Genomic DNA, 26,908 nt, shown 5'->3' with positions numbered 1-26,908 from the left:
TCTACATTGCCTCTCCTATTTCAACATCAATAGATAGATTTTTCTCTTTAGTAGTAGGTAAGCTAGAAATACTAATATCATGAGTACGGAAATTATCGTTTAAATTTTTCTGTAGTTTCTCGTATTGATAAGAAATGTCTTTACCAGATTGAAAATTAAACCTTAAAGTTGTGGTAATATAACTTTTTGCCTCATTATAATTCCACTCAAATAATTGAAGCTCTACATCTGGTACTTTTAGCTTTTCTACATACTTAACTTGTGTGAGAGGAGAGTACTCTATTTTTGATAAAATATTATTGATATTAATAAAATCGTAAACTTCATCTATCTTTTTTACATTATAGCTTTGGCTAAGTTTTATTAGTTTGTTATTTAAAGCACTCCGCTTTGCAGATAAATTATCAGCAATATTAAAATTCGAATACAAATTCCGCAAACAAAAGGTGTTAATTACAATTAAAGTCAAAAGGAGGTATAGAAAAATCCGAGGAGAGTTTAAATAAAGGTAATTGAATAGATAAAATTCTTTAGTTTCTTTTGTATTAAAAACATCTGTTGGCTTATTCTTAAAGCTGTGAAACAAAATTGTAGTATCACAAAAGCTATCTTTTTCGCTTATAGCTAATTCTGCCCCCAATAGTTTACCCAGCTCATATGGAGTCAATATGTTCACACTATTCTCTGAAAAATTTATAACTGATAAACTAGATTTAATAGCTTCTGATACTATAATGCAGAGGTCGACAGGGTCATTTTTTTCAAATCCAAACTTAGTTAAAGATTGAATTGTATTTTTCACTTCCTGATATATTTCACCAGCAATGATTCCTGGTAAATTATCATTAGTAAATGGTATTAAACGTGTAAATATCATTTTGTTCTCTTTAAGAACCACTTGTCTATAGCCACCTGTTTTAGTTGCAGCAACTATAATTTTCCAGTTACTAGGATCTTTGTGTAGAATCTTTTTTGCTATACTGACTAGTTCTATAGGAAACATTAATATTCCTTTAAAGTTAGAGCCTATTTCAACAAACACGTCCAACCAATATTCTATTAAATGATTTGCTTTTGATGAAACAAATAGATACCACCAGTTTTGATTAAATTTATTCGGCTTTTCGACCAAGAGAATAGAATTTATATCGTTATTATGAGCAAAATGCTCTACTTTTGTTTTTGCTGATAGATAAGCACTAATCCTATTTACTCTTGGGATAGACTGTAGCAAATAGTTCTGATCAGTGTGATTGAGAACCAGATATAAGGGTGCTTTTTTATCTGATGAAAGACATGAAATTAAGTCAGAAACAGCTTTATTATTTTTGTCCTTAGCAAAATATCTTTTATTTAAAGTATCATTTTTAAAATATAGTAACATTGTGCCTTCTTTTCCTATAGAAAGCATAAACTTACTTTTGGGTTTTGACCCAAACATATTAACAAAGTGTATACTCATCTAGAATTAAAAAGGTAATTTATTGAAATTCATTAAACATTAGATGACAATATTACTTATATTATAAGTTTTTGATAAAATTAGTAGTAATATTAACCCTTTTGTATGATGAAGGTTTTTTATATTTGTGCTAGACACAACTTAACCTGACAAACGAGGATTAATTATATCTCAGCTTGATATTTTATTCTCCAACAGACTGAAAATTGAATTAAGCTAAAGACTTGATTTGACGCACGTTGTTGCACATTACCATTTAGTATACTTGAACTGAACATTTTCAGTGAATCCATCTGGCATGACTGAAACTTTTGTATTCATATTTATTTTTAAGTAATTTACTAGCTCATCAACTAATATATCAGGAGCAGAAGCACCTGCAGTAATTCCTATTTTTTCTGCGCCCTGCAACCAATTTTTGTTCATACATTTATAATTATCAATCAAATAGGCTCTTTTTCCTGTGGAAATGCACAGGTCTAATAAACGGTTTGAATTTGAACTGTTTTTGCTTCCTACAATTAACACTACGTCTGTAATTTTAGCCAATTTTTTAACAGCGTTCTGCCTATTTTGTGTTGCATAGCATATATCTTTTAAGTCGGGGCCTGTAATGCTTGGAAATCTGAGCTTCAGTGTAGCAATAATTTCTTTGGTATCGTCAATACTTAACGTGGTTTGTGTTACATAAGATAAATTATCTGGATCTTTGATTTGTAAATTGTATACGTCTTGCATAGTTTGCACTAGAGATATAGGATTACTTACTCTTCCTATAATTCCTTTAACTTCTGGATGATTTTCATGTCCAATTAGAATTAATTCTTTACCACTATCCTCATACCTTTTTGCCTCTTTATGTACTTTGCTAACTAATGGACATGTTGCATCAATCACTTGAACACCCTTTCTTTTTGCCTCATCCTCTATACTTTTCGACACTCCATGTGCACTGAAGATCAATATTCCTCTATTGTCTTTAATGTCTTCTATGCTGCTTACAAAAACCACTCCTTGTTTCTTAAAGCCCTCTACTATATATTTATTATGAACGATTTCGTGTAGTACATAAACTTGGCGTTCATTTTTGTATTTCTCTAAAGTGATTGCTAATATGTCTACAGCTCTTTTAACACCTGCACAGAAACCGCGTGGTTCAGCTAAGATAATCTCCATTTTTTAAGTAAGTATGTAAACATTGCTAAAAAGTAAGCTCCGCTCACTATGTTTCATATCATGACTGCTTTACTATAATTTCAAATTTATCATTACCAAGATTCTTATTAATATACCAGGAACCGTCATCTTTAATTACAAATTCGGGACTCTTGAGGTCTCTTTTTATTGTCTTTCCATCTTGGCCATCCATAGCAATATGGATATCGAATGTAACGATGTCTATATTTACCATGGCTTTTTTCCCACTGTGTGAATTTAGACTAAACTTGCCCAACATGACATCATTAATACTCACTTCTCCTGCATAAGTATCACACTGACCATCTACACAACACTCACTTTCAATATAAAAAAGATCTGACATATTTATATCTATAAAAAAAAGAACTAAACTTACATACTAAATATAGCTTATCATTAATAAGCAATTACAGATTACTTTGGCTACAACAATAATGCAACAGACATAATTAATTGTATAAGAAACTACACTTTAGAGAAATGGTTGTTTGGTTTTTTTATTAATTTTTTTCACCATACTGTCAATCATGTGTTTTATTCCTTGATATACAGAGTGTGTACTTTCATCACTACGCATATAAGCAGAGCAGGAAAATATATTATGCTTTTCGTCTTCTATTGATAGCTTTGTATCGCATGTTATATGTTCGCCGCCGAGCTTCTCTATCAACTGGTCTTTGTCGTCTCCTATAGTTACCTTAATCTTACTTTCTTCTTTACCTATTTTGCTACTTAAAATTAAAACAATAATGGCTGGAGATATACATATAGTTCCTATTGGCTTTTTTGCAACAAAGAACTCTGAGACTAATCTTTCAAACTCAGGCATTACTGTTTTATTTTCAGCTAAGTCAGATAAATTTTTCGCAACTCCATATCCACCAGGTACGACTAGCATGTCAAAATTTTCAGCTTTAGCTTCTCTTAGGTCATATATCTCACCTCTTGCGATTCTTGCTGCTTCTACAAGTACATTCCTTTTTTCTTTTACCGCCTCTTTTGTTTTGTGATCCATAACTTGTGTGATATTGATATCAGGTGCAAAACATTTAACATCCACTTCCTGCTGATCAAGCACAAGCAAACTTAAAACTGCTTCTCTCACCTCTGTGCCGTCGAGGTGGCCGCATCCTGATAAAACCACAGCGGCTCTTAATTTTTTCTCACCCATAAAATACCTTGATTTCATATAATCTAGGTATTGTAATACAAATTCCATATTTGGAAAGGAGTAATTATTTTATGTTAATTATAATATAATTAATAATTAGTATATATAATTAGGCATATTTATAATTGATGGGAATTGAATATGGTACAAGGTGGTGCAGTAGATACTGGTAACAGCGAGTACCTTGCTCAAGGTATATTTGAAATTATTCAAGGAGATAAAGCTTTACAGGAAGAAGCAAGAAAGTTTTTGGATCAAAATGAAGATCTGAAAAATTTAGATTCAATTAAAAAGGCAGACATAATCAGTTTATTAGAAAATGAGAAAAGCGAAAAATTTTTTACAGCTGTGTCAAAAAAATTATCAGGAAGAGAAAAATTCAAAAAACTAGCTGAGCAAGTTGGTAAAAATCTAGTAATGGAGGAAAAACTTGAAGCTTTAGGCAACCAACTGTTAGTTCAAGGAGTTATAAGTGGAGCAGCATTTACAACATTGACAGGTGCATTAGTAGGTACATTAGCAATAGGGGGAGTGGCTGGTGCATTGTTGGGTGGTGGAATAGCGTTGTTAGGGCTTTTAGCAATAGCGGCTATAGCTGCTATTGGTTATGCCATATATCAGCATAGAGATGAAATAAAAGAAAATGCAGATAAAAGTATTGGTAAAGTAAAAAAGGGTGCAATTAAATGCGGAAAAGCAGTGAAAAGTTTTGTGAAAGATGTGATCGATGAATTGACTTGGGAAAAGATTAACTTCTCTAGATTAGAGAAAGAGTTCATTGATGATATGGTATACCCTGAAAACGCTGAAAAATCAAAAGAGGCCCAGAATAAAATAAGGATCATAAAAATGCTTAAAAATGAAGAGCAACGATCTGCTATACAAGAGTTAGTAAAGAATGGAAATATTCAAAATTTTTCAGAAGCTGATATGATCAGACTTCTGGAAAAAGGCCTCAGTACTCATGAGGAAGATATGCAGAAATTGCTAAATTTGATGGAAGATTTTCTACCTGCAATTATGGACAGTGGTAATAATAAAATAGAGAAAGTGGAAAAAATAGTTGGTGATAAAGTTAAACAAATGGAGCCAAATTCTGAAGTGAAGAATCCAAGTTCTGAACGAGTTAGTGAAGAAAGGAAAGGAGTGAATTGATACATTTGAAGAGCGTTGGGAGTGTTAAATAAACTGTGTCAAACCGCATTTTTAGTTCAACTCAATTTTCAATCTGCCAGGAAAGAAAACATCAAGTTGAGAGATAGTTAATGCCCAATCATGTACAGGCATCGTCGACTTTTCCTCTACCTTCTTTATAGCACAATATACCTGCTTATACAAGGCATTTATGCTGGTAAATGAGCCTTTGGTCTTAGTGAATTTCCTAATTTGCCTATGTAGCCCCTCTATGGGATTGGTGGTGTAGATTATCCTCCTAACTGGACCAGAATACTTAAAATAACCAGACAAGTTTTCCCAATTATTCTGCCAAGATTTTATAACCATAGGGTACTTTGTGCCCCATTTTTCATCCAATTCCAACAGATAATTCTCGGCAATTTCCTTGCTTGAAGCTTGATATACCTTCTTTAAATCGCTCAAAAAACTCTTCGCATCTTTACTGGCCACATACTTCAGTGAGTTGCGTATCTGATGCACTATACACATCTGCACTTCCGCATTAGGAAAGACACTGTTTATAGCTGCAGGAAAGCTTTTCAGCCCATCAACGCAGGCAATAAGGATATCTTCTACTCCTCTTTCTTTGAGGTCATTTAGCACTCCCAACCAGAACTTCACTTTCAGCCAAATAAAAACCTAATACTTCTTTTTTGCCATTTTGATCTATGCCTAATATGTTATACATGCATTTACTTACGCAATGCCCGTCCTCTTTGACTTTAAAAAACATGCCATCCATGAAAACTATCGGATATACAGACTGCAGCGGGCGACTACGCCATTCGTTGATTACTGGTAGCAATTTGTCAGTAATACTTGATATCTCTGCCGCCGATATTTTGTGATCATAAATTTCCTCAACATGTGACACTATATCTCTATAGCCCATACCACTGGCAAATGTGCTCAAAATCTTCGTTTCAAGCTCTGGATGTAAGTTTGTTTGCCTTTTTTTGACTATTTGTGGTTCGAAACTTCCTTCCCTATCTCTTGGCGTCAAAAGCTCAAATGACCCTGCGCTTGTACGTAAAGTCTTTGCATTCCTCCCATTTCTTCGATTATTCTCTTCGCTTTCGGCCGACAAGTGGTTTTCTATTTCACCTTCCAGGCTTACCTCCAGCAACTTTTTTATAAACGGTGTTAATGCTCCATCTCTTCCTGTCAACGGTCTTCCTTCTCGTATAGACGACAGGATATTTGTTTCTAATTCTTTATAATCTACCAAACCGGTAGTTCTGTTTACTACTTTCTGACTCATTGTCAAACCTCCATTTTTTTATATCAATTTATTACTTTTTTTTCGGTTTGACACAGTTTATTTAACACTCCCAGAGCGTTTTAATGTATCTGTCTATCTTATTTTGCCACCCTGCTAAGCGGACACAAAAAATTACTTCCGCATATTTTAAATCTCATTATAATGACAATTAGAGATATCTTTAGAGCTCAAAAATTTATCTTTGTCTGCAGACTTTTTCTATTAAACAACAAAAAAATGTAGCGTATCCTCTTCAGCGTATGTGGGTGCACACACACATACTTAATTTCTGTCGTATGTGCACTGCATTTTTTCTAATCTTTTTTTCACAGGGGGATTTTATGTTCAGAATTCCAGATATTTGACCTTTACTTTAGCTAATAAAAACCAACTGGTACCTGCGGTTTTTATAGCTACGTTTCTCAAACAAGTTTCAAATGAATAGATTTCTTGCATAACTGGAATTTAAAAGTTGATGTCATTCTAGCGCGTGACACTAGAATCCAGTCCTTTTGTGCAAAAAACGTTGTAAAGTAACTTAGTTGGATCCCAGTGTCAGCTACTCTGATGACAAGACAGGTTTCAATATTTGCATGCATCTGAACAGATAAGCAATTACTATCAGAAAGAGGGAGACTATGCTACTCCTTTCTATCCACTTTTTTGAGCAATCCACTTCTACATCTAACACACATCTCAGTGATTATAATATCCAATTTTTGATCATGTTTTTCTACAGGTAAATTTTTACAATATTGCTTCTCATAGGCTACACCTATAAATATTTTTCCAAGTGGCCGTAATTTTTTTATCATTTCATCATACCAACCACCGCCAAAACCTAACCTATTAAAATGATCATCAAAAGCAATAACAGGAGTAATGATTGTATCGGGGATTATATCTTCATCTGCTTTATTCCATTCCTCAAATTTTAATAACTTATTTTTATTAGGAATTGCTACTTTATATCCTAAATCGAGTAAATGATGCATCAAAGGCACAACATTAATTTCTCCGTCTGTTGGAATGTACGCTGCTATTGTTTTACCTTTAACGTAGCTTAAGTTCTGATTAAAGAGATTAATAAGGGAACTTGCTGCATAACTGGAATAACTTTCATCAACATCTTTTCTTATGGTTCTATATTGCTTCCTTAGTTCCTCTTTGTGCTGTTTAGTGTCTTTGAACATGTTCTATCCATTTTGCAGTGAGCTTTTCTTGTAAACTATTTTGCTTCAAGCGCTCACTTAAAAAATCAAAGTCAACAAGCTCCATATCCTGGTCTTGATTACTGCAACTATAAACAAAACTTATTTCTCCTGTTTCCTTATTTATGTGTTGCTGAATACATTGAGCGCAGATTTCTTTCATCATGCACTGCATAGGAGAGTTAACTGATGATATTGCTATGTGTTTTGGTTTTAGATATGGCTTTAAAATTGTTTTTCTAGCTTCATTTATAGCTTTCATCATTTTATCAGAACCAATAGTGATGATTTTATCTATAGTGTTTAAATTAATAGTAATTTTACCTAACTTTCCTTGCTGATATGAGATTATTGCATCAACTATATTACCATGAAAGGATTTATCCTGTTCTCTGCTTGTTTCTATCAATCCTTCTTCACATGCCCAAATTACTGCACTTGATGCACGTTCTATCAGTGCTCGTTTAAATACATCACTTAATTTTTTATAGCCAGCGAAATATAAAACCTTATGATTGTTTTCAAGACATGCCTTCCCTATCGAAAATAACACTGCATTTCCAACTCCACCGCCAATGAGCATTATATTCTTCATAAACTTTTTATGGAGTAGAAAACCTCTCTAACTTCAATTAAACTGATAACTAACAGCTGCATTTTTACGCATATTATCCAATAACAGGTTGCTTTGTATCATAATCTTTTGTTGATACATTTCCTGTTTGATTGCTTCTATATCCATTGCATTATTTTTGATATCACATAACATCATCAACTTTGCAGTGCTATTTTCTCTTAATTCTACTATTTCATTCATATTTGTTTTACTAAATAAAATCTGTAAATCAGGATTTAAATTTCGCATTTTTATTTCAAACTCTTTTACGCTTGGCAACTTGAAATCATCTGCTAACTTGTCAAAATTTAAACAACTGACCTTTTGCTCCTTAAAACTAGAGAGTAAACTTTCTGAACCTTCAACTACAACCTGTTTCAGTTTTAAAGTACTTTTCAGCAGTGTATGATCGAGCTGTACCTTATCTATGACTTTTATAACAGAGTAACCTTCGCTTAAACTAACCGGACCTGCTACATCACTGATTTCTAATCCTTCCAAAACGTCCTTGAGTTTACCTTTTAGCTGACTTAAATTAACGGTTGCTTTGCTCATCTTTATTGAAGATTCTGGATTATTACTGGTACGTAATTTTTTTACTAAGTCTTCAGCTATCTTCTGATCGGGAATTATGAACTCCTGAAACGTAATAAGGTAATCAGACTTCTCTTTTTGCTTTCTTGCATCATCCACTTCTTGATCGCTGATATTAATAAGCGGTACAACTCCTACTTCAATAATCTTGTTCCACAGCAGCTGACACTTTATTTGTTTTTTTAGGGTATTGAGATCTATATTATGCTTTTTTACGTATTGATCAACTTCATCAGCCTTAAGTTTTAAACTTTGAGTTAAGAATAACGTGACAGCATTATTTAACTCCTCGTTACTCAATTCTATATTCATCTTCTGTGCTTCGCTGACAATGATAATTTCGTCTATTAACTGTCTTAGAATTTGAGATTTTACCTCTTTTTGATTAATCTTCTGAGTGCCAAGCAATGAATTTATGAAGTTTATACGTCTTTCGATATCTAAATTTGAAATTGGCTCACCATTTACATCTGCAACAATTTCAATCTCAGTTGCAAGTAACCTAAGCGGCAGCATTATTAATATCAAAATTAGTATTTTATGCATATAAAATTATTTAGCTAATAACTAATTCTATAATAAATACTGAATAAACGCTAGCTAACTTTTTAATAATTAAAAAAGAGGGTGAAATTACTGTAATGAATACCTAAACAATAATATACGGAAGGAGAGGGATTCGAACCCTCGATACGACTTTTCAATCGTATAACGGTTTAGCAAACCGCCGCCTTCAGCCGCTCGGCCACCCTTCCAAATTATTACTATAATATCAAGACCTTTACTGCCTGTCTAATGCTTTTAACCGCAATATAAAAAACAACAATATTTTTCTGAGCAGCTCTAATGCAAACTAATTTCTACTTTTTTCAATGATTTTTTTTGCTTTTTCCACATTAGCCCATTCTCCAACTGTCACCGTTTTTCCCTTTTCTAAATCTTTATAATGAGAAAAGAAATGAGCTATTTTATCTAGTAAGTTTTTAGATAAATCAGAATAGTTTTTTATATTCTCATAATAGCTGTCAACACTGGAGATAGGTACAGCTAATATTTTTTCATCCTCTCCTTTCTCGTCTTTGGTAAGTAATGCACCTACTGGACGCACCGATATCAAAACTCCAGGCGCTAAAGGAAATTGAGTTAGCACCAAAACATCCGCAGGGTCACCATCACCTGCGCAGGTATTTGGTATAAACCCATAATTGCAAGGATAAGTCATTGAGGTAGACAAAAATCTGTCAACTTGTAACAACCCAAGCTCTTTATTAAATTCATACTTTACAGGCTCAGCATTTGCACTTATTTCAATTACTACATTTATTTCATCTGGTTTTGTTGTTACTTTGCTTAAATCCATGGATTACCTCGTTATTCAAGAGAAGATATTATATAGCATACACTTTAAAAGTGCTACATTTATCATTCATAAGTAGAGATTCATGATTGAATAGGACCATTTGCAAAACTGTTAATAGTTGTATCATTGATCGTTGAATGTGGCGGTTCTTGAGGTGATTTTAGTAGTTGAAATAAAGCATATACTATTACGATAGTAAGTACTGCAGCAACTATGAAATTGATGAGATTATTTTGTGGCAAAATATTTGTTATTGAGTTGAATAACTTTTGCTCCATAAAGAAATAATCAGCAGTATATAATCCAATAGACAATATAAACATACCTAAAGCTAATTTACAAAATGTGTTTTTATGATTTTTGTTTTTTTTGTTACTGATACTAGAGTTTAGTCTGCATTCACTTTGTGGCACTGAGTAATACGTATTCTCAGGGTTTGTTACTAATTGTTCAAATGCATCACTATTTTGGTTTTTTAGTAGTTGCTCTAGAGTACGTTTGATATTTTTAGGATATAGAGAATCTTGACTGTCTTGCTCTCTTGCAGCTGTAAATGTCCCGTTCAATTCACTTATACCTCTATAATTAAGTGTATACTTGGTGAATCCATTTCTATACGGTAACTCAATTTTTCTTAATACCTTTATTAACTGTAAGATGTAACTGTAATACAGTGGTGTGTTGATTACTCTAGCTTTCTCATTAATATATTGATTGAGTGATAAAATATCTCCATTTCCAGTACATGTAGAAAATATACCATAACTAGAAAATAGTAATGCTATGTCTTTATCTATTTTTATACTGTGAATCGAGTAATAATGATTTATTACCTCTTTACATAAGCTAAACTCTTTATCAAATTCATTTGCATAGCTTATTTTGAGTAACTTTTTAATATTATTGAGTACTTGTTTCTCAAAGTCATCATTATTGTTAAATAGAGCTTCACCTTTCGGATTTGCTAGAATATTAAAAAGCTTTAGTTTTTTTTGATCTTCTGTCAATTCTACTTGATCTACAATTTCCCTTAGCAGTTTCTTCGAAGTGTCACAAAGAGTAGGTATTTTTTTACTTTCAACTGCAGCATATATTTTATCAATTACTTCTTGAGTATTGAACTGAGCATTTTCTGCAAGAACTCTATAAGCTTGAACATAAATTAAAAACAATCCTTGTAGACTAAATTTTAAGTTAAAATATTTATCTAATGGCTCTTGTTCTTTTTTATTAATGAATTCGAATAGACCTATATGATTTCTGCAATCCATGCAATGATGTAAGTCAGCATGTTGAAAACTGCCCAAACGAATAAATGCGGCTTCTAGTAAATTGCCCTTACCAACAATTTTTATTAACTCTTCAACTTCTTTAACCATCCCTCTAGTCCACAATATAATAATTATCTTTATAGTATAAAGAATATAGGATAAAACAGCAATAAATTTTATTGTATGTTTACATTCTGCATTAAAAAATTAAACCACCAAGTTAGGAGCATATCCAACCTCCACCTATAACTTGTTCGCCCTTATATGCTACACAGGCTTGACCTGGACTGATGCCAAAGTAATCGTCGTTTAAAATTACACAGGCTTTGTTCTTTTCGTCAGTTGAATATATTGTCGCTGAGCTTCCTGCATGTGATGACCTAAGCTTCACAGTTACTTCCATGCCTTCTTTTGGTTGTTCTAACCAATTTAACTCTTTGACCAATATCTTTTTTTGCATTAGAGCGTTGATCGGGCCTACTACAACTTCATTATTTTCTGTATTAATTTTTATCACGTAAAGAGGCTCATTGTGTGCGATGCAGAGGCCTCTTCTCTGTCCCACTGTAAAATTTACTATGCCGCTGTGCTCACCTAGCACTTTTCCATGAATATCTACTATTTTACCTTTCTGCACAGATTGTGGAGCTAATTTAGCTATTGTTTTACTATAGCTTTCGGAAACAAAGCATATATCTTGACTATCCGGCTTTTCAGAAATTTGTAAGCCAAAATACTTTGCTAATTTTCTTATATCACTTTTATAGAACCCACCTAATGGAAATCGCAAAAGCTTTAACTGCTCCTCAGTAGTTGCAAACAAAAAATAACTTTGATCTTTACTTTTATCAATACTTCTGCACAACTTTACCTCACCATTTTCTTCTAATCTTCTTACGTAATGTCCTGTTACGAGCACATCCGCACCAAGATTTTTTGTAACTTGCAATAGATCGCGAAATTTTACTGTTTGGTTACACCTTACGCACGGTATGGGAGTTTCTCCACGCATATAGGTATTTGCAAAATCCTCTATTACTTCCTTTTTGAATATTTCCTCGTAGTTTAAAATATAGTGGGGAAAGCCAACACTTTCAGCCACGTATTTGGCATCATAAATATCCTGTCCAGCGCAGCATGCACCCTTTCTCGCATTACCATCACTGCCATAGAGCTGAAGAGTCACACCTATCACTTCGTACCCAAGGTTATACAGCAGTGCTGCAGCAACGGAGCTATCAACTCCCCCGGACATTGCAACAATAGCCTTAGTTTGATGCGGAGCTTTATCTTTTAATAAAGGTTCAATTTCAAATTCTTTTAGCATATAATTTATAAACACAAACCTGTGTCAAGCACTGGAATCCAGTTTCTATTACACAATTTCATCGAAACAGCATACTTATTTGTAGTCAAGTTCCAGTGTCAAGCGCTGGGATGACACCCCTTCCTGCTGGAAGTTGCCTTTAAATTACTTGGTGCGTGACACTGGGATCTCATTTATATTACATAATTCCATCAAAACAATTCGATCTTCAAAAACAATTTAATCTTGCTTGAATAAAACATGGCCAAAATAGTCCATGTTTTCAAGTACTTTTCCGCTACCCAGGGCAACACAACAAAGTGGATCATCTGCAACACGAACTGGTAATTTTGTTGTTTCACTAATAACTTTACTCAAGTTGCGCAATAACCCACCTCCACCAGATAAAATTATTCCTCTATCAACTATATCAGAAGAAAGTTCGGGTGGAGTACTCTCCAGTGCAGTTCTAATAGCAGAAATTATCTGATGTACAGGCTCTATTAGGCTCTCTGCAACTTGATATTCTGATAAAAGCATTTCTTTTGGCATACCACTCACTAAATCCCTGCCTTTAATTATCATTCCCTCTTTGTTGTTTTCAACTGGCAGACTGGCTGAACCGACGTTTTTCTTAATTTTTTCAGCAGTTGTTTCGCCAATCAATAACTTATGATTTTCACGAATGTATGACTTTATTGCCTCATCCATAATATCACCACCTACTCTGGCAGAACGTGAATAAACAATTCCACCTAAAGAAATAATTGCAACTTCAGTTGTACCACCTCCTATGTCAACAATCATAGAACCTTCAGGTTCGGTAACTGGAAGTCCAGCCCCAATTGCTGCAGCCATTGGTTCTTCAATTAAGAATACTTCATTTGCACCAGCACTTTCTGCTGCATCTTGTATAGCACGCCTTTCAACTGGGGTAGATCCAGATGGAACACATATGATAATACTAGGCTTATTAACAGTGAATCTTGTGTTTGCGCTGCGTATGAAATATTTTAACATTTCTTCCGCGCTTTTAAAATCAGCAATAACTCCGTCTTTCAAGGGCCTTATCGCTTCTATTTCTCCAGGTGTTTTTCCGAGCATCATCTTAGCTTTTTTGCCAAAAGCATAAGGAACGTAACTTCCTTTTTCTTTTACTCTTGCTACAACTGAGGGTTCATCAAGCACTATCCCCTGACTTTTCTGATAAACTAAAGTATTTGCAGTACCAAGATCTATAGCAATATCGCTAGCAAATAAACCTTTGAAAGTAAAAAAATTTCTGATTAAATTCTGAACAAAACTCATACACAACTCAAGAAAACCATTTATTGAGACAAATTATACTTTTCAGATAAGTAACTAGTGTAGCACTCAATATCTAAATCCCTACCTGTTACCTTTTTTAGCTGTTCCAAAAAGCCATAATTTGCACTATATACATTTTTAGAGAACCAATCGATAAGTAAACTGAAATCTCCTTTTACTATAGAATCTAAAAATTCGTAATGATTTTTCTTAATGAAAGAAAAAAACTGCACAGCAGCGATTAACGCTATGACTTTAATAGGAAAGTAGCCTATAACACCACTTATCCAATACTCATCTTGAAAATAAGTGTCTAGCTCATTTTTAGCTTTTACTGAAATCTTGTAATGCTTCATACCTTCCAGCCATTTATCGTGTAGATCTTTAACTTCTAACGTACCATTTATTAGATCTTGTTCTAATTTAGTTCTTAGCATAATGTGAGCCAATAAACTAAATTCATCCGCATTCTTCAAAAAAGATGAAAGATTTACTTTATTGAAAATCAAATACAAATTTTCAACACTACTATTAATTTTGCCTTTTGTAGAAAGTTTCTCCTTTATGTGTGGTTGAATGAACTCAATAAATTCTCTCGATGTTCCAATGATCTTTTCCATGAATAACCCTTGAGTTTCATACATAATATGTTTTGTAATTGAGCTCTTTATAGAATTTTGCGCTAAACATTTTTGATGAATTGCATAACCAGTATGCCGTAAAAGTAAAAATAAACCATAACAAAGGTCAGATTCATCATAATCGATAGAATCGTAATAAGAAATGGAAATCTCATTTGGTGTAACACTCATTTGCTGTAAGAATAAGGAACCAAGTTCAATCTGTCTCTGAACCGTAACTTTTTGTATATTAGTAACCTTATCCTTCTTCTGCTTTTGAGTTACTTTCTCTACATTTTCACTAAAAAATTTACCTAGCTTAGGAAATATTTCCTTTATGTTCTTTTCTGTGATATTAGAGTCATAGTCAGCAAGCAATGACTCATAGTTTGAGCGCTTTAATTGCTGCGATTTTATAGAAGCTGCTTCACGAGTAAGCTTAATTAGGTTAGTAAAGCATTCTTTCAGCTTTTCTAAGTTACTAATTTCAGAATTAGTTAGCCTCCATAAGTTTTGGCATTCAATCTTAGCTTTGGACAAAGATTTTACTAAATCAACAGGAATAGCACTGCTGCTTTTGTGTATCCCCTCTATTAACTTTAGCTGCTGAATATTAGCACTCTTTTTATTCCTAAGAGCATTCGCTAATGATTCCTTTATTGCATCATGAGAGATAATTTCATGTCTGATTTCCTCTAGAAGACACATTTGTTCAACTTTGTCCTCTACATTCAATTGGCTTTTGCTTAGTAGTTTTAGTGTGTTTTCGATATTCCTTACCTTATGTAATACTTCCTCTAAAAACTTATAAGATCTCATTTTTATTCATTGCTTTGAAACATCTGCTTAATATCGTAATAGATTAATAATAAAGTTAAAAGTATATTTGCTTAAAGTACAATAAAAAATTGTATTTTTATTCTTTTATTGTACTTCATTGCTAAGAATTGAGCATCTTATCAGAAAATTAATTATAAGATTGTAAAGAAAACATTTAGTATTTTATTTCCCTTGACTCTATTCTAGTATAGAGGGATTATTAGTACTAAAATTAAAATTACGCACTATATTTTAAATTTATGGAGGTTTAGTGATGTGGAGTAGACTGATTATAATGTGTTGTTTTTGTTTACTGCTTACTGGTGTAAGTTCTTGCCCTAAAAAAGGAGTAAATACGACAAATAAAATGAATGCTGTTGTTAAGCAGATAGGTGATAAAAGAGTTTTCTTTGGTTATGATGAATCTAGTATCAGTGAAGTGAGTGCAGATGCATTACTTGACGTGATGGAAGTGTTACAAAATAATCCTGACGCAAAGGTCACTTTAACTGGTCATACTGACAATCGTGGTTCTCACGAGTATAATCTTGCACTAGGAGCTAGAAGAGCAGATGCAGCTAAAAAATTTATGGTCAGCTGTACACCTTATCTAGAAAATAGAATAAAAACTGCTTCTAAAGGTGAAACTGAGCCTTTGGTTAATGTAAAAGATGATTCTAGAAATTCTAAATATGAAAAAGAGCATGCTAAAAATCGTAGAGTGGAATTTTCATTTTCTGGAATAAAGAAGTAGTTTCTTGCATTAAAACCTGGATCCCAGTGTCAAGCACTGGGATGACAAAAGAGAGCAATTCCGCTGCTTGTTAGCGGGATCTATATATACCACAAATAAGTCGCTGTATGACGTAGAGACTATCTGGCCATCAAGAAACATAATGAAATTAGAGTTATTATTTCAAAATATAGCTAATAGTTTTGCTTTCCATAACCAAATCGCAGTTGCAGTATCAGGTGGTGTAGATAGTATAGTCTTACTGCATTTAATGACTAACTGGGCAAAAAAAAACAAGCTTTCACTTCCTATAGCATTAACAGTAAATCATGGGTTACGTTCAGAGTCTCAAAAAGAAGCTGATTTTATTATAAGTTATGCAAAAGAACTTGGAGCAAAGGAATCGTTCATATTAAATTGGGAGAAGCAAAATATTAAAGGTAATATTCAGTTACAGGCACGAAAAGCACGATATAAGTTACTAGCAGAGTGGTGTAAAAACAATAATGTTAAATGTTTGCTCGTTGCTCATCACAAAGATGATCAAGCAGAAACGTTCTTATTAAGATTGGAGCGAGGTAGTGGAGTAGATGGATTATCATCAATGGATTACAAATCTTTCTTAAATGGTATTTATATATTTAGGCCGTTGTTAAATTTTAGTCGTAGTGAAATAGAAAGGTATGCTAAGCTTCATCAGTTAAGATGGATCGAAGATAGAAGCAATTATGACTTAAAATACAGACGAACTTTATACCGTAACTTACTTAAAGCAAGTGATAATCAAGATGTTCTAACAGAGCGAATATGCCTTACAGCACTTCATATGAAAAGAGCTGCAAAAGCGTTGATGCACTACACACGCCTTGCATTTGATGATTGTGTTAATGTTCATGATTTTGGTTATATTGAAATTAAACTAAGTGAATTTTATCAATTGCCAGAGGAAATAGCCTTGAGGCTTCTTCTTTACTCTATAATGGCAATTGCCAGCAAACATTATAAACCAAGGTACAACAGCCTTATCGTAATATTTAATAAAATATTGCAAAAGGGTAGTAATGTTAACTGTACACTTTCTGGGTGCAAAATAAGAAAATATGGAGAAAATATCTTAATAATTAGAGAATCGTCAAAGATACAAGAAATTACTGTACACTTACCATTAAATGGTTCTATTGAATGGGATAACAGGTTTAGCTGCACAATATTTGGAGATCAGGAGTGTTCAGTAACTATTGCTCCACTAAAGAAAACACAAAAAATCCCTGAATTTCTAAAAAATTATGATTATTGCTCTGAAGTTTACTATTCTTTGCCTACAGTACAAAAAGATGGAAAGATGCTTGCTTATCCTGATGTAAATTATAACGGAAAAAATACCGATGATGATAAGGTTCGATTCATTATTAATAGCACGATAAAACAAAATTTGGTAAGCTTGATTAGTATTTAATTAGAAATGTAAATGAAAAAATTTTTAGAAGGCTTATTGATCTGGTTAGTGATTATTGTTCTTATTTCAGTTGCTTATATTCAATTTAGCGGAAGTATAGGTAAGAGTAAAACAACCATACCTTTTTCAGAATTTTTAACTAGACTAGAAGATAATGATATAGAAAATATTACAATAAGAAACCAAAGCATCGAAGGGAAGTTTAGGGATGGGTCAGCCTTTAACTCAAGTGGTGTTATATATAGTGACTTAATAAAAAGTTTGCATGATAGGAAAGTGAAGTTCTCCTTTTCAATTGGAGACTCTGCAATAGGTATAATTGGTGGATTACTTATTCAATGGGTTCCGACGCTTATCTTTATCGGTTTATTACTTTTCCTTTTTAAACAAACGCAAGCAGGAGGTAATAGAACTATAAGCTTTGGCAAATCAAAAGCTAGGCTTATGACTACTGGAAAAAAAGTGACATTTGATGATGTTGCTGGGATTGATGAAGCAAAAGAAGAGTTGGTTGAAATTGTTGATTTTCTTAAACAAAGGCAAAAATTTCAAGTGTTAGGTGGGAAGATACCAAAAGGATGTCTTTTAATTGGTTCCCCTGGAACTGGTAAAACTCTACTTGCTCGTGCAATTGCAGGTGAAGCTAATGTACCGTTTTTTAGTATTTCTGGATCTGATTTCGTTGAAATGTTTGTCGGTGTTGGTGCAAGCCGTGTCCGGGATATGTTTGATCAAGGCAAGAAAAATGCTCCTTGTATAATTTTCATAGACGAAATAGATGCAGTAGGTAGGCATCGCGGCATTGGTCTTGGTGGCGGTAACGACGAAAGGGAACAAACATTAAACCAGTTACTGGTTGAGATGGATGGTTTCGAGTCTAATGAAGGTGTGATAATAGTTGCTGCAACTAACCGTCCAGACGTCCTAGATCCAGCACTACTTAGACCTGGTCGTTTTGACCGACAGATTACTATTTCTTTACCTGATATAAATGGGCGTGAGAGAATATTAAATACGCATATAAAGAAAATATCGATAGCACCAGATGTAAACGTAAAAACAGTTGCGAGGGGAACGCCAGGTTTTTCAGGGGCTGATCTAGCAAATTTAGTGAATGAGTCTGCGCTTATTGCTGCAAGAAGAAATAAGAAAATTGTTACCATGGATGATTTTGAGTATGCACGTGATAAAGTGATGATGGGCATGGAAAGAAGGTCCTTAGTCATTACAGAAGAAGAAAAAAAGCTTACTGCTTACCATGAAGCTGGTCATGCAGTAGTTGCAGTTAATATGCCTGCTTCTGATCCTATACACAAAGCAACAATTATTCCACGTGGTAGAGCACTCGGTTTAGTTATGAGACTACCAGAAACAGATAGAGTGTCCCTCACAAGAGAAAAGATGCTAGCAGATATAACTGTTGCAATGGGTGGACGTGTGGCAGAAGAGCTAATTTTTGGCTATGATAAAGTCACAAGCGGCGCATCTTCAGATATAAAACTAGCATCAGATTTATCACGTGCTATGGTGACAAAATGGGGAATGAGCGACAAAATAGGGCCAATATATCACAATCGTGAACAAATCACACATGATTCTGAGACAATTTCTGAAGATACGTTAAGACTTATAGATGAGGAAATAAAGAAAGTTGTATTTTCTTGCTATGAAAAAGCAAAAGACATTTTAACCAAGCGTAGGAAAGACTTGGAGCTCATTGCTGAAAATCTACTGGAGTTTGAAACTTTAACAGGAGATGAAATAAGAGACATATTAAGTGGAAAAAAAATTGTTAGAAATGAAAATGAAGGTAAAGAAGAGGTAAGGAGATCCTCTCTCTAATCAAATCTGGCTTTATTTAACCGCTAAAACAAAAATTTTTAATTAATTAGCTTAAGTTATAAGATCATAGTTAAGCCGATGTATTTTATAAATGGACTTTTCTGAACATTCTTCCAATTTTTTTCTAAATAACTCTTTGCCTATTTAAATAAGTATGTTCAGTATTAGAGCTTTCCAGACCGCTACTAGGAGAAAGATTAGGTTCTTGCATCTCTATTAGCTTTAATACAGGAGCAGTTCCTGCTACAATAGCTCCTATAACAGCAGTAGCACCCATGATGAGAAGAATCGGTTCTGCAGTGGTGATTACACAAAGCTCAATACATAAACCAGCAATGACCATACCAACCATTATACCAATGAAAGCACCTACAATTATGGATGAAACTACACCAATTAATTGTCCTATTTTTGAACTAAGTGGTACTTCTCTTTCACGTCTAACAAAATTTGGCCGCATTCGCCTTCCCGCTCTTCTTCGTTCTCTCATTATTGTATATTCATCCCTATTTTCGGAGAGATTCAGTGATACTTCACTTGGCTGCATTTGTTCTCCTGGTCTTCTTATATTTTCACTCCTGTTTCCAGAGAGATTCAATGACGCTTCTCTTTCTCTAACAAAATTTGGCCGCATTTGTTGTTCTCTTGCCCTTCTTCGTTCTCTCATTATTATGTTTTCCTCAAAGAGGTTTAGTGGTACTTCTCTTTCACCTCTAATTCTAACATGATTTAGCTGTGCTTGTTCTACTAACAACCTTATTATACTTTCTATTTCATTTAGCGGTGCTCTTCCTCTAATATCCTTAATTGCCTTCTCAAATTTTAATAGTGACTTGTTATTTAGTCTGACATTATTCTGAGAATCACAAACAATAACCCAATCTAAAATTGGCTTTTTTTGACCACCATACTCTATATCATCATTAATGTGTTCCTTTAGTTTTTTAATTATCTCTACTGCTCTTGTTTCCATAGTTTCTATGGTGCTATCTTCATTTTCTACGAGTATATTGAAAACAATTCCTAATAACTCCTGCTGGAAATCCTTGCGTTCTTTAATATTCATAATTAGCCTCAACTTTTATATGCTATTTCACCAAAGTAATTTTACCAAATAAGTAATATATAGTACAGATAAATTCAATTTATTCGTTTAAAAATTTTCTTACATTAGCCTATCTAAGTTATGTTTTAGGATGTAAAAGCTTCTTACTTTAATACTTTATTAAAGTAAACCATATATGGATTGCTATTTAGGAGCAGCTGTTGTACTTTAATCAGAAGGTACAGTAATGTAAGAAGGAGGTACTTTATGTCTTTAAAAAATGAAATTTCTGAGTTGATAGAGCAACAGCTTGGCATTAAATATCATGACAATTGCTTAGCTTACACTATCCATAATTCGGCTGCAGGTGAAATATCCGATTCTATTGCTCTTTGCATAGTTGGCTGTGGCGATTGTGAGATTAAGTATCAAGGTATTGCTAATTCATTTAACATAACGAAAGAAGAAATTAACCAAAGTAATATAGAAAGCATAAAAAATAAGATAGAAAGTGAAGCTAGAAAAGAAGGTAGTAAATTTTCCGAGTTGATTTCTAGAATGGATCAATCGCTGAAAGAACAAAGTGAAAAGTCTATTATACAGATTTTAAATTCATCTGCTGAAGAGATGTTAAGGAGTTTTTGTGGTAGTTCTATACAGAGAACAGAGGATAAAGAAGTTAGTCTGTCCTCTGCTTCACATGAAGAGCCTGCTACAGAAGATTCGGAAACTACTATTAATTCTGATCTTTTATCAATTTAACCAGCTCCTCATATAAATTTTTTCTGTACCCAAGCTATATGTTTGTGAGAGGATAGTAAGCACTACATTTTTCTATTTCCATTATAACAGATTCGTCTATTTTCATGATGATCTTACTATTTGTACTCTGTCTAGGACTAAGCAATAGAAATAGTAGGATAACAGTAGTCAACCAAGATTCCAGCATCACGTACTAGGATGATATAAGTATCATAATTTACGATTAGATTGACATAGGGTAAAGAGTAAATTAAAAGTTAAATAGATCTTTTAATACAGAATAAATGCCTATAGAAATATTGATGCCTGCTCTTTCGCCAACAATGAGTAAAACTGGAGGAAAAATTGTAAAGTGGTGTAAAAAAGAACAAGATAAAGTTGAAATAGGTGATGTAATCGCTGAAATTGAGACTGATAAAGCCATAATGGAGTTTGAATCTGTCGATGAAGGAGTTTTGGCAAAAATTTTAGTGTCGGAAGGAACAAGTGGCGTGCCTGTAAATCAACTGATAGCTCTAATGTTAGAGGAAGGGGAAGATAAAAGCGCACTTGATTTAGCTTCTGCCATCAATACCAAGGTTGAGAAGGAGGTTGAAGCCGATTTTTCAGTATCATCCAACCCTTCGATTTCATCTAGCTCTTTAATGTCATCCCAGTGCGTGACACTGGGATCTAAAAAAGAGGATAGAGCAACAGAAAATAGAATAAAAGTAAGCCCCTTAGCTAAAAAAATAGCTCAAAATGAAGGTGTTGATATAAAGCGATTAAAAGGTACAGGTCCATATGGTCGTATCATCAAAGCTGATGTATTAGAATTTTTAGATCAAACTAAAAGCTATGAGAGATTTGAGGAAAATACAACAGTTGAAGTAAGTAATATGCGCCAAGTGATAGCGCAGCGCCTAGTTGAATCTAAGCAAAATATTCCACACTTTTATTTAACTGTAGACTGCCACGTTGATAAGCTAATATCGCTCAAAAATGAGGTTAATTCAGCAAATGAGAACAATAAAGTAACAATTAATGACTTAATTATAAAAGCTGTGGCTTTCAGCATGAAAAAATTTCCTGATATAAACTCATCGTGGATAGATACTAAAATAGTAAGATACTCAAATATAGATATCTCAATTGCTGTAGCGCTTGAGGATGGACTGATTACTCCTATAGTAAAAAATGCTGATGAAAAAAGTGTTTTATCTATATCAAAAGAAGTGAAAGATTTAGTAAATAGAGCAAGATCTGGAAAATTAAGGCCTGAAGAATTTCAAGGAGGAGGGTTTACCATTTCTAATTTAGGCATGTTTGGTATAAAAACTTTCAGTGCTATAATCAATCCACCACAGTCTTGCATTATGGCTGTCGGCGCATCTAAAAAACAACCAGTTGTCATAAGTGAAAAAATAGAGATAGCAGAGGTAATGACAGTTACTCTCTCTGTTGACCACAGAGCAGTTGATGGAGCACTCGGAGCAAAATTTTTAAATGCCTTTAAGTACTATATAGAAAACCCTACGGTGATGCTTCTTGAGCCTTTATTATTATAATAAAATTAATACCTCTTAGTTTATACTTTTATTAGTTAATAGGTTTAGAGGTAAAATATGACTTATAAAAAGATAGAAAAACGTAGTATATCTTTTGATGCTACAAAATCAAAATTTTCAAACGATAGGTTTCAAATAGATTCCTCATCTAATGAGTCAATAGATACCATTGGTAAAAAATTTAAGTATGAAGTGAAACTTCCAGGTGTTATTCACACTACAACAAGAAAAAATAATGTTGGAAGCGGATTAAATGAGTTGGATCTAAGAAAGAAAAATGAAAACTCTTTCAAGACACCAATAAAGAATATTGAAGAATCAGATAGTAAGAGAAACCAAAGTCATTTGCTGTTTCAGGAGGACTCATTTCCAGAACTACCAGCATGTGCATATAAGCCAGCACTGCTGCCAAAACCATCAAAAGAAAAAATAAAGGAAGCTGTAGATAAAATGCGCAATAATAGAAAAGCTCATAATTCTGCAAGTGTTGAAAATGGTGTTAGTTCAGACAGGTTCAAAGTGCGCCCGTTCTTATGTAGTGATATAGATGGATATGTAGCTCCTGACAAACGTGACCGTAATCTAGAAAGGTGTAGGGTTACACATGATAGCAGTAAGCTTGAAGCACAAATGGAAAGAAAGCATGGGTTTCAATCAGATCCAAGTGTTAAGCATGTAAAGGCTGATACTGTAGTATGTTCTATTACTAAAGGTCATGACAAAAAAGGCGTTAAATCTGATGTCTCATATACACAAGAGCCTACATCAGAAATGTCTAAGGTTAATGTGAGAGAATTAGCAAATAGGTTCCGTGGCTAATCATTATTGGATTTTTCGAATAACAATTGCTTAAGATTTTATAAACTGTGCATATAGTACTCTATAAGAGAAAGAGAGGTGTGACAACTTCTCTCTTTCTTAACCACTTGCTGAAGAACGTTTATCTTCTGTGGCATCTGGTGATGGAGCAACTAATCTACTCAAAATCTCATCTTTTGGTCCCATAGCATAAATAACCCCATCTGACATGACGATCACTGTATTGACTACAGATAGTAGCTGTAGCTTATGAGTGATGATAACAGTGGTAGTATTTTGCTCTCTTGCAACATTGATTGCATTAATCAAGCGCGCCTCTCCATTACTGTCTAAGTTAGCATTCGGTTCATCAAGCACTAAAAGCTTAGTATTACCATAAAAAGCCCTTGCAAGTCCAAGAAGCTGTTTTTGGCCACCAGAGAGTATTACTCCTCCAGGTCCTCCTATTGTTGTATCATACCCATTTGGTAAGCTCAGTATTAATTCATGTATTCCTGCAATTTTTGCTGCTTTGATTATTTCTTCAGGATTTGGATCTGGTCTCATGCGGGCAATATTAGCTTTAACGCTCGTGTTAAATAACTCAATATCTTGAGGTAAGTAACCAACATAATTACCAAAGTTCTCTCGATTCCAAGTATATACATCAGCGCCATCTAGTCTGACTACACCTGATATGGGTTTCCAAACACCAACGGTTAGTTTTGCAATGGTCGACTTACCAGAAGCACTTGCACCAATAACACCAACAACATCCCCTGGTTCTATTAAAAATGATATTCCTTTTACTGTTGGCTTATTACTCCCATAAGGAGTAAAGAATACTCTATCAAATTCCAACTTCCCTTCAGGCTCTGGTAGAGCCATAGTTTGCTCTCTTTTTGGTGATGTTAGGATAAGTCTTTGCAGCCTGCCATATGACATTTTGGCTTGATTTAAAAATTTCCAAGTATGAACTGCTGCATCAAATGGAGCCAATACTCTACCCATCAAAATTGAGGCAGCAATGATACTACCAGCAGTTTTGTGAGCTGTGATTGCGAGTAATGCACCTGTTCCAATTACTGAAATTTGGAGAGTCGAGCGTAAAAACTTAGTAATCCCAGTAATCACATTAGAACGATTCTGCGCTGTAACTTGCATTGCACGATTTTGATCATTCCGTTTACACCAATCAGAAACTATAAATTCTGACATACCCATAGCTTCAACCACCTCTGCATTTCGTGTTGCAACATCTATAGCATTAATATTACGTATAGTTTCTTCATTGGTTTCTCTCAATATACGCTTAGTAGCAAGTTCATTCCATACTGCCATTGAAACTAATATAATAATTCCGGCAATAGCTATAAACCCTGTAGAGGTATGTATCATAAAGATCACAACAAGGTAAATTAGCGACCATGGAGTATCGAACAGTGAAAATATACCATTTCCTGTAATGAAATTTTTTATTACTCCAAGATCTCGTATTGCTTCACCACTTGAAGTTGAGCTTTGTACTGATGTTAACCTGATTGACCTTACTATTAGATCTGGTGTTGCAGTTTTATCAATCCAATCACCAATTTTAGCCATAGCTAAATATCGACAAGTTTCAAGCATTGCAGAACATGCAAACGCAGATAAAGTAATAATCGTCAGCATAACTAGTGTTGACACACTCTCGCTCGATATCACTCGATCAAGTACCTGAGAGGTATAAAGTGGCAAAAATAACATTAACGCATTAATCCCTGAGCTAAACCAGAAAATGAACCAAAACGCACTCTTGCACTTCTCTAGACAAGTATATAGTATACTTTGCTTTAATTCCTTTTTTATTGACGGAGTGATTTCCACAATCTTCCTTTTATTTAATTATATGTACCATATATAGTTTTTATTTCAAAAGTATTAACAGTTATTGCCTTACCATATCATTAATGTAATAAAATATTAATGATATGCGAATATAAACTTTTTCATGGAAATTTAGCAAGGCTATCTAATTTCTTCTCTACTATAACCTTATACGATAGCCTTGCCAATTGTTCTACGTTTTTCTTATCTACTACTCAATGACAGTTCTTACTATCACTCCTCTGAAAGTTGATGCTATCAGAGTCAGTGACTACAATCTGCATCTATTTTCCTCTTTCTATATGATCAGGAAGTATTACATATTCCAATGATCTAGCTGTAATTGCTCTTTTTCTCACACAAGATGGACTTGAATATACCCTTGGTCTATATCTTTCGAATTTAAAACAGTCAACAGTAATCCCCTCCTCAAAGTTAGAAAGTATTAGAGATGGAGATTTACTAACTTCCTTATCACTCACAGGATTATTTGCACTACCATAACTCACATGACGCGCTGCACTATGATTGTTACCACACTCTTCTCTTGAGGTTGAACTGCTTGGATTAAAAGGAGTCGAAAATATTGAATACCCATTGGTATCACCAAATCGTTTTATCAACCCACAGTTTTCTTCATTCATTTTTGTAATATTCTCGTGATTAGCACCTTCTGATAAGCTTGATGAAGCGATAAGATCTTCTTTTTTCTTACTAAAGATATTGCCTATTTTTAGCTTAGTTGCAACATTCTTGAATTTGTTTTTCGGAGCTTTTGGTTTAATTTCTGAATTCTCATTTATAGTAATTACACATGATGGATTATCTAACTTGTCCATTGTATTTTGTACTCTACTGTTGCGTCTTGAACACAGACTAAGTTTTGCTGTTAAATCATTCAAAACAGGTGAACTTTTTTTACCTTCTAAAGACTTATTCGAACATAGTAGTGCACTACCACCCCTACTCATTTTCTGAGGAGAAATATTGAGTTTGTCTTTACTCTCTAATCTAGTTTCATGCGTAAACTTGTAAAGTTCATTTTCCAATCGTGAAATATCTTCTGCATTCTTTATTAATAGTTCCAATATTGAGTTGTATTCCTCCAAATCATGATCCCCTACTTTTGTCTTAGCTAACTTTCCTGTAGCCTCTTCAATTCTGTTCAATTTTTCAGTATAGTTTTCTATCTTACGTTTAACAGGTTCTTTTTGAAGGCCAATCACTAAGTTGTATAAGATAAGTAAAAATGATATCGAAGAAAATGCAATGGAAATCCAGGTAGGAATTTCTTCCTTTTCAGATTCTGCATTATTATACTTAATGCAAACAGAAATAATCACACTTGATATTGACATGGCCAGATTATAGTAGTCTAGAAGCTTTTTGCTTCTTTCTTGATCTTCCATATTAAGTTTATCATATTTCCTTTTTTTGTTTTCCCTTATTTCATAAAAGAAATCTAAAAATAACCTCAAGATATT

22 protein-coding genes, 1 tRNA gene and 1 pseudogene are annotated in these 26,908 nt (G+C 33.7%); 7 read left to right on the top strand and 17 right to left on the bottom strand.

Annotation, left to right across the window (positions count from 1 at the left end; translation table 11 throughout):
* Position 1: 1 nt before the first annotated feature.
* The 4 genes from WP_RS04040 to elbB form a co-directional block, all read right to left on the bottom strand.
* A complete protein-coding gene (locus tag WP_RS04040) occupies positions 2-1,441 on the bottom strand; it encodes a hypothetical protein (RefSeq protein ID WP_019236785.1) in 1,440 nt (479 codons plus the stop codon).
* 270 nt (positions 1,442-1,711) lie between these two features.
* Positions 1,712-2,638, bottom strand: a complete 927-nt coding sequence (gene ispH / locus WP_RS04035) for a 4-hydroxy-3-methylbut-2-enyl diphosphate reductase (protein ID WP_007302221.1) — start codon at positions 2,636-2,638, stop codon at positions 1,712-1,714.
* 58 nt (positions 2,639-2,696) lie between these two features.
* Positions 2,697-3,005 carry a hypothetical protein gene (locus tag WP_RS04030; RefSeq protein WP_007302220.1) on the bottom strand — a complete coding sequence of 103 codons (309 nt, stop codon included), beginning with the start codon at positions 3,003-3,005 and terminating at the stop codon, positions 2,697-2,699.
* A 129-nt stretch (positions 3,006-3,134) separates the two neighbouring features.
* Positions 3,135-3,833, bottom strand: a complete 699-nt coding sequence (elbB, locus tag WP_RS04025) for an isoprenoid biosynthesis glyoxalase ElbB (protein ID WP_007302219.1) — start codon at positions 3,831-3,833, stop codon at positions 3,135-3,137.
* 141 nt (positions 3,834-3,974) lie between these two features.
* On the opposite strand from elbB, the gene WP_RS04020 reads away from it, so the two are divergent.
* Positions 3,975-4,988, top strand: a complete 1,014-nt coding sequence (locus WP_RS04020) for a hypothetical protein (protein WP_007302218.1) — start codon at positions 3,975-3,977, stop codon at positions 4,986-4,988.
* Positions 4,989-5,039: 51 nt separating this feature from the next.
* Here the strand turns inward: WP_RS04020 and WP_RS04015 are convergent.
* The 10 genes and pseudogenes from WP_RS04015 to WP_RS03970 all read right to left on the bottom strand — a co-directional run bounded on the left by WP_RS04015 (position 5,040) and on the right by WP_RS03970 (position 15,375).
* A pseudogene (locus tag WP_RS04015) lies at positions 5,040-6,270 on the bottom strand (IS256-like element ISWpi15 family transposase).
* A gap of 641 nt (positions 6,271-6,911) precedes the next feature.
* Positions 6,912-7,463, bottom strand: a complete 552-nt coding sequence (locus WP_RS04010) for a 5-formyltetrahydrofolate cyclo-ligase (RefSeq protein WP_007302216.1) — start codon at positions 7,461-7,463, stop codon at positions 6,912-6,914.
* Positions 7,447-8,076 carry a ferredoxin reductase domain-containing protein gene (locus WP_RS04005; RefSeq protein ID WP_007302215.1) on the bottom strand — a complete coding sequence of 210 codons (630 nt, stop codon included), beginning with the start codon at positions 8,074-8,076 and terminating at the stop codon, positions 7,447-7,449. Before WP_RS04005 ends, WP_RS04010 begins: the two co-directional genes overlap by 17 nt.
* Positions 8,077-8,109: 33 nt before the next feature.
* Positions 8,110-9,237 carry a SurA N-terminal domain-containing protein gene (locus WP_RS04000; protein ID WP_012481918.1) on the bottom strand — a complete coding sequence of 376 codons (1,128 nt, stop codon included), beginning with the start codon at positions 9,235-9,237 and terminating at the stop codon, positions 8,110-8,112.
* A gap of 118 nt (positions 9,238-9,355) precedes the next feature.
* Positions 9,356-9,446 (bottom strand) — tRNA-Ser (locus WP_RS03995).
* Between the two features lie 98 nt (positions 9,447-9,544).
* Positions 9,545-10,051, bottom strand: coding sequence for an inorganic diphosphatase (gene ppa / locus WP_RS03990; RefSeq protein WP_007302213.1), 507 nt, complete (start codon positions 10,049-10,051; stop codon positions 9,545-9,547).
* 80 nt (positions 10,052-10,131) lie between these two features.
* Positions 10,132-11,430: a WD1261 family protein gene (locus tag WP_RS03985; protein WP_012481917.1), complete on the bottom strand. Its 1,299-nt coding sequence runs from the start codon at positions 11,428-11,430 to the stop codon at positions 10,132-10,134.
* A gap of 112 nt (positions 11,431-11,542) precedes the next feature.
* Positions 11,543-12,649, bottom strand: a complete 1,107-nt coding sequence (gene mnmA, locus WP_RS03980; RefSeq protein WP_007302211.1) for a tRNA 2-thiouridine(34) synthase MnmA — start codon at positions 12,647-12,649, stop codon at positions 11,543-11,545.
* A gap of 219 nt (positions 12,650-12,868) precedes the next feature.
* Positions 12,869-13,936: a rod shape-determining protein gene (locus WP_RS03975; protein ID WP_007302210.1), complete on the bottom strand. Its 1,068-nt coding sequence runs from the start codon at positions 13,934-13,936 to the stop codon at positions 12,869-12,871.
* Between the two features lie 20 nt (positions 13,937-13,956).
* Positions 13,957-15,375 (bottom strand): gluzincin family metallopeptidase, encoded by a 1,419-nt coding sequence (locus tag WP_RS03970; protein WP_007302209.1) that lies wholly within the window; start codon positions 15,373-15,375, stop codon positions 13,957-13,959.
* A gap of 274 nt (positions 15,376-15,649) precedes the next feature.
* Here WP_RS03970 and WP_RS03965 point away from each other — a divergent pair, with 274 nt between their 5' ends.
* The 3 genes from WP_RS03965 to ftsH all read left to right on the top strand — a co-directional run bounded on the left by WP_RS03965 (position 15,650) and on the right by ftsH (position 19,406).
* On the top strand, positions 15,650-16,129 hold the full coding sequence (locus WP_RS03965) for an OmpA family protein (protein WP_007302208.1): 480 nt from the start codon (positions 15,650-15,652) through the stop codon (positions 16,127-16,129).
* Positions 16,130-16,271: 142 nt separating this feature from the next.
* Positions 16,272-17,564, top strand: coding sequence for a tRNA lysidine(34) synthetase TilS (gene tilS, locus WP_RS03960; protein WP_007302207.1), 1,293 nt, complete (start codon positions 16,272-16,274; stop codon positions 17,562-17,564).
* Positions 17,565-17,576: 12 nt separating this feature from the next.
* On the top strand, positions 17,577-19,406 hold the full coding sequence (ftsH, locus tag WP_RS03955) for an ATP-dependent zinc metalloprotease FtsH (RefSeq protein WP_007302206.1): 1,830 nt from the start codon (positions 17,577-17,579) through the stop codon (positions 19,404-19,406).
* Between the two features lie 124 nt (positions 19,407-19,530).
* Here ftsH and WP_RS03950 read toward each other — a convergent pair whose 3' ends face one another.
* Positions 19,531-20,472: a hypothetical protein gene (locus WP_RS03950; protein ID WP_007302205.1), complete on the bottom strand. Its 942-nt coding sequence runs from the start codon at positions 20,470-20,472 to the stop codon at positions 19,531-19,533.
* A gap of 246 nt (positions 20,473-20,718) precedes the next feature.
* Between WP_RS03950 and WP_RS03945 the strand changes: the two genes are divergently transcribed.
* The 3 genes from WP_RS03945 to WP_RS03935 all read left to right on the top strand — a co-directional run bounded on the left by WP_RS03945 (position 20,719) and on the right by WP_RS03935 (position 23,579).
* On the top strand, positions 20,719-21,213 hold the full coding sequence (locus WP_RS03945; RefSeq protein ID WP_007302204.1) for a WBM0748 family T4SS-associated protein: 495 nt from the start codon (positions 20,719-20,721) through the stop codon (positions 21,211-21,213).
* 284 nt (positions 21,214-21,497) lie between these two features.
* Positions 21,498-22,760, top strand: coding sequence for a pyruvate dehydrogenase complex dihydrolipoamide acetyltransferase (locus WP_RS03940; RefSeq protein WP_007302203.1), 1,263 nt, complete (start codon positions 21,498-21,500; stop codon positions 22,758-22,760).
* Positions 22,761-22,817: 57 nt separating this feature from the next.
* Positions 22,818-23,579, top strand: coding sequence for a hypothetical protein (locus WP_RS03935; RefSeq protein ID WP_007302202.1), 762 nt, complete (start codon positions 22,818-22,820; stop codon positions 23,577-23,579).
* Positions 23,580-23,678: 99 nt separating this feature from the next.
* Here the strand turns inward: WP_RS03935 and WP_RS03930 are convergent, their stop codons facing one another.
* Positions 23,679-25,424 carry a type I secretion system permease/ATPase gene (locus tag WP_RS03930; protein ID WP_007302201.1) on the bottom strand — a complete coding sequence of 582 codons (1,746 nt, stop codon included), beginning with the start codon at positions 25,422-25,424 and terminating at the stop codon, positions 23,679-23,681.
* Positions 25,425-25,708: 284 nt separating this feature from the next.
* The gene (locus WP_RS07715; protein WP_231834394.1) at positions 25,709-26,902 is read right to left on the bottom strand and encodes a hypothetical protein; all 1,194 of its coding nucleotides are present in this window, start codon (positions 26,900-26,902) and stop codon (positions 25,709-25,711) included.
* Between the last annotated feature and the right edge of the window lie 6 nt (positions 26,903-26,908).

Origin of the sequence: Wolbachia endosymbiont of Culex quinquefasciatus Pel (assembly GCF_000073005.1) — a bacterium.
Classification (GTDB): Bacteria; Pseudomonadota; Alphaproteobacteria; order Rickettsiales; family Anaplasmataceae; genus Wolbachia.
Note: the sequence above shows the minus strand (reverse complement) of the source record. Positions and strands in the feature narration are given on the sequence as shown.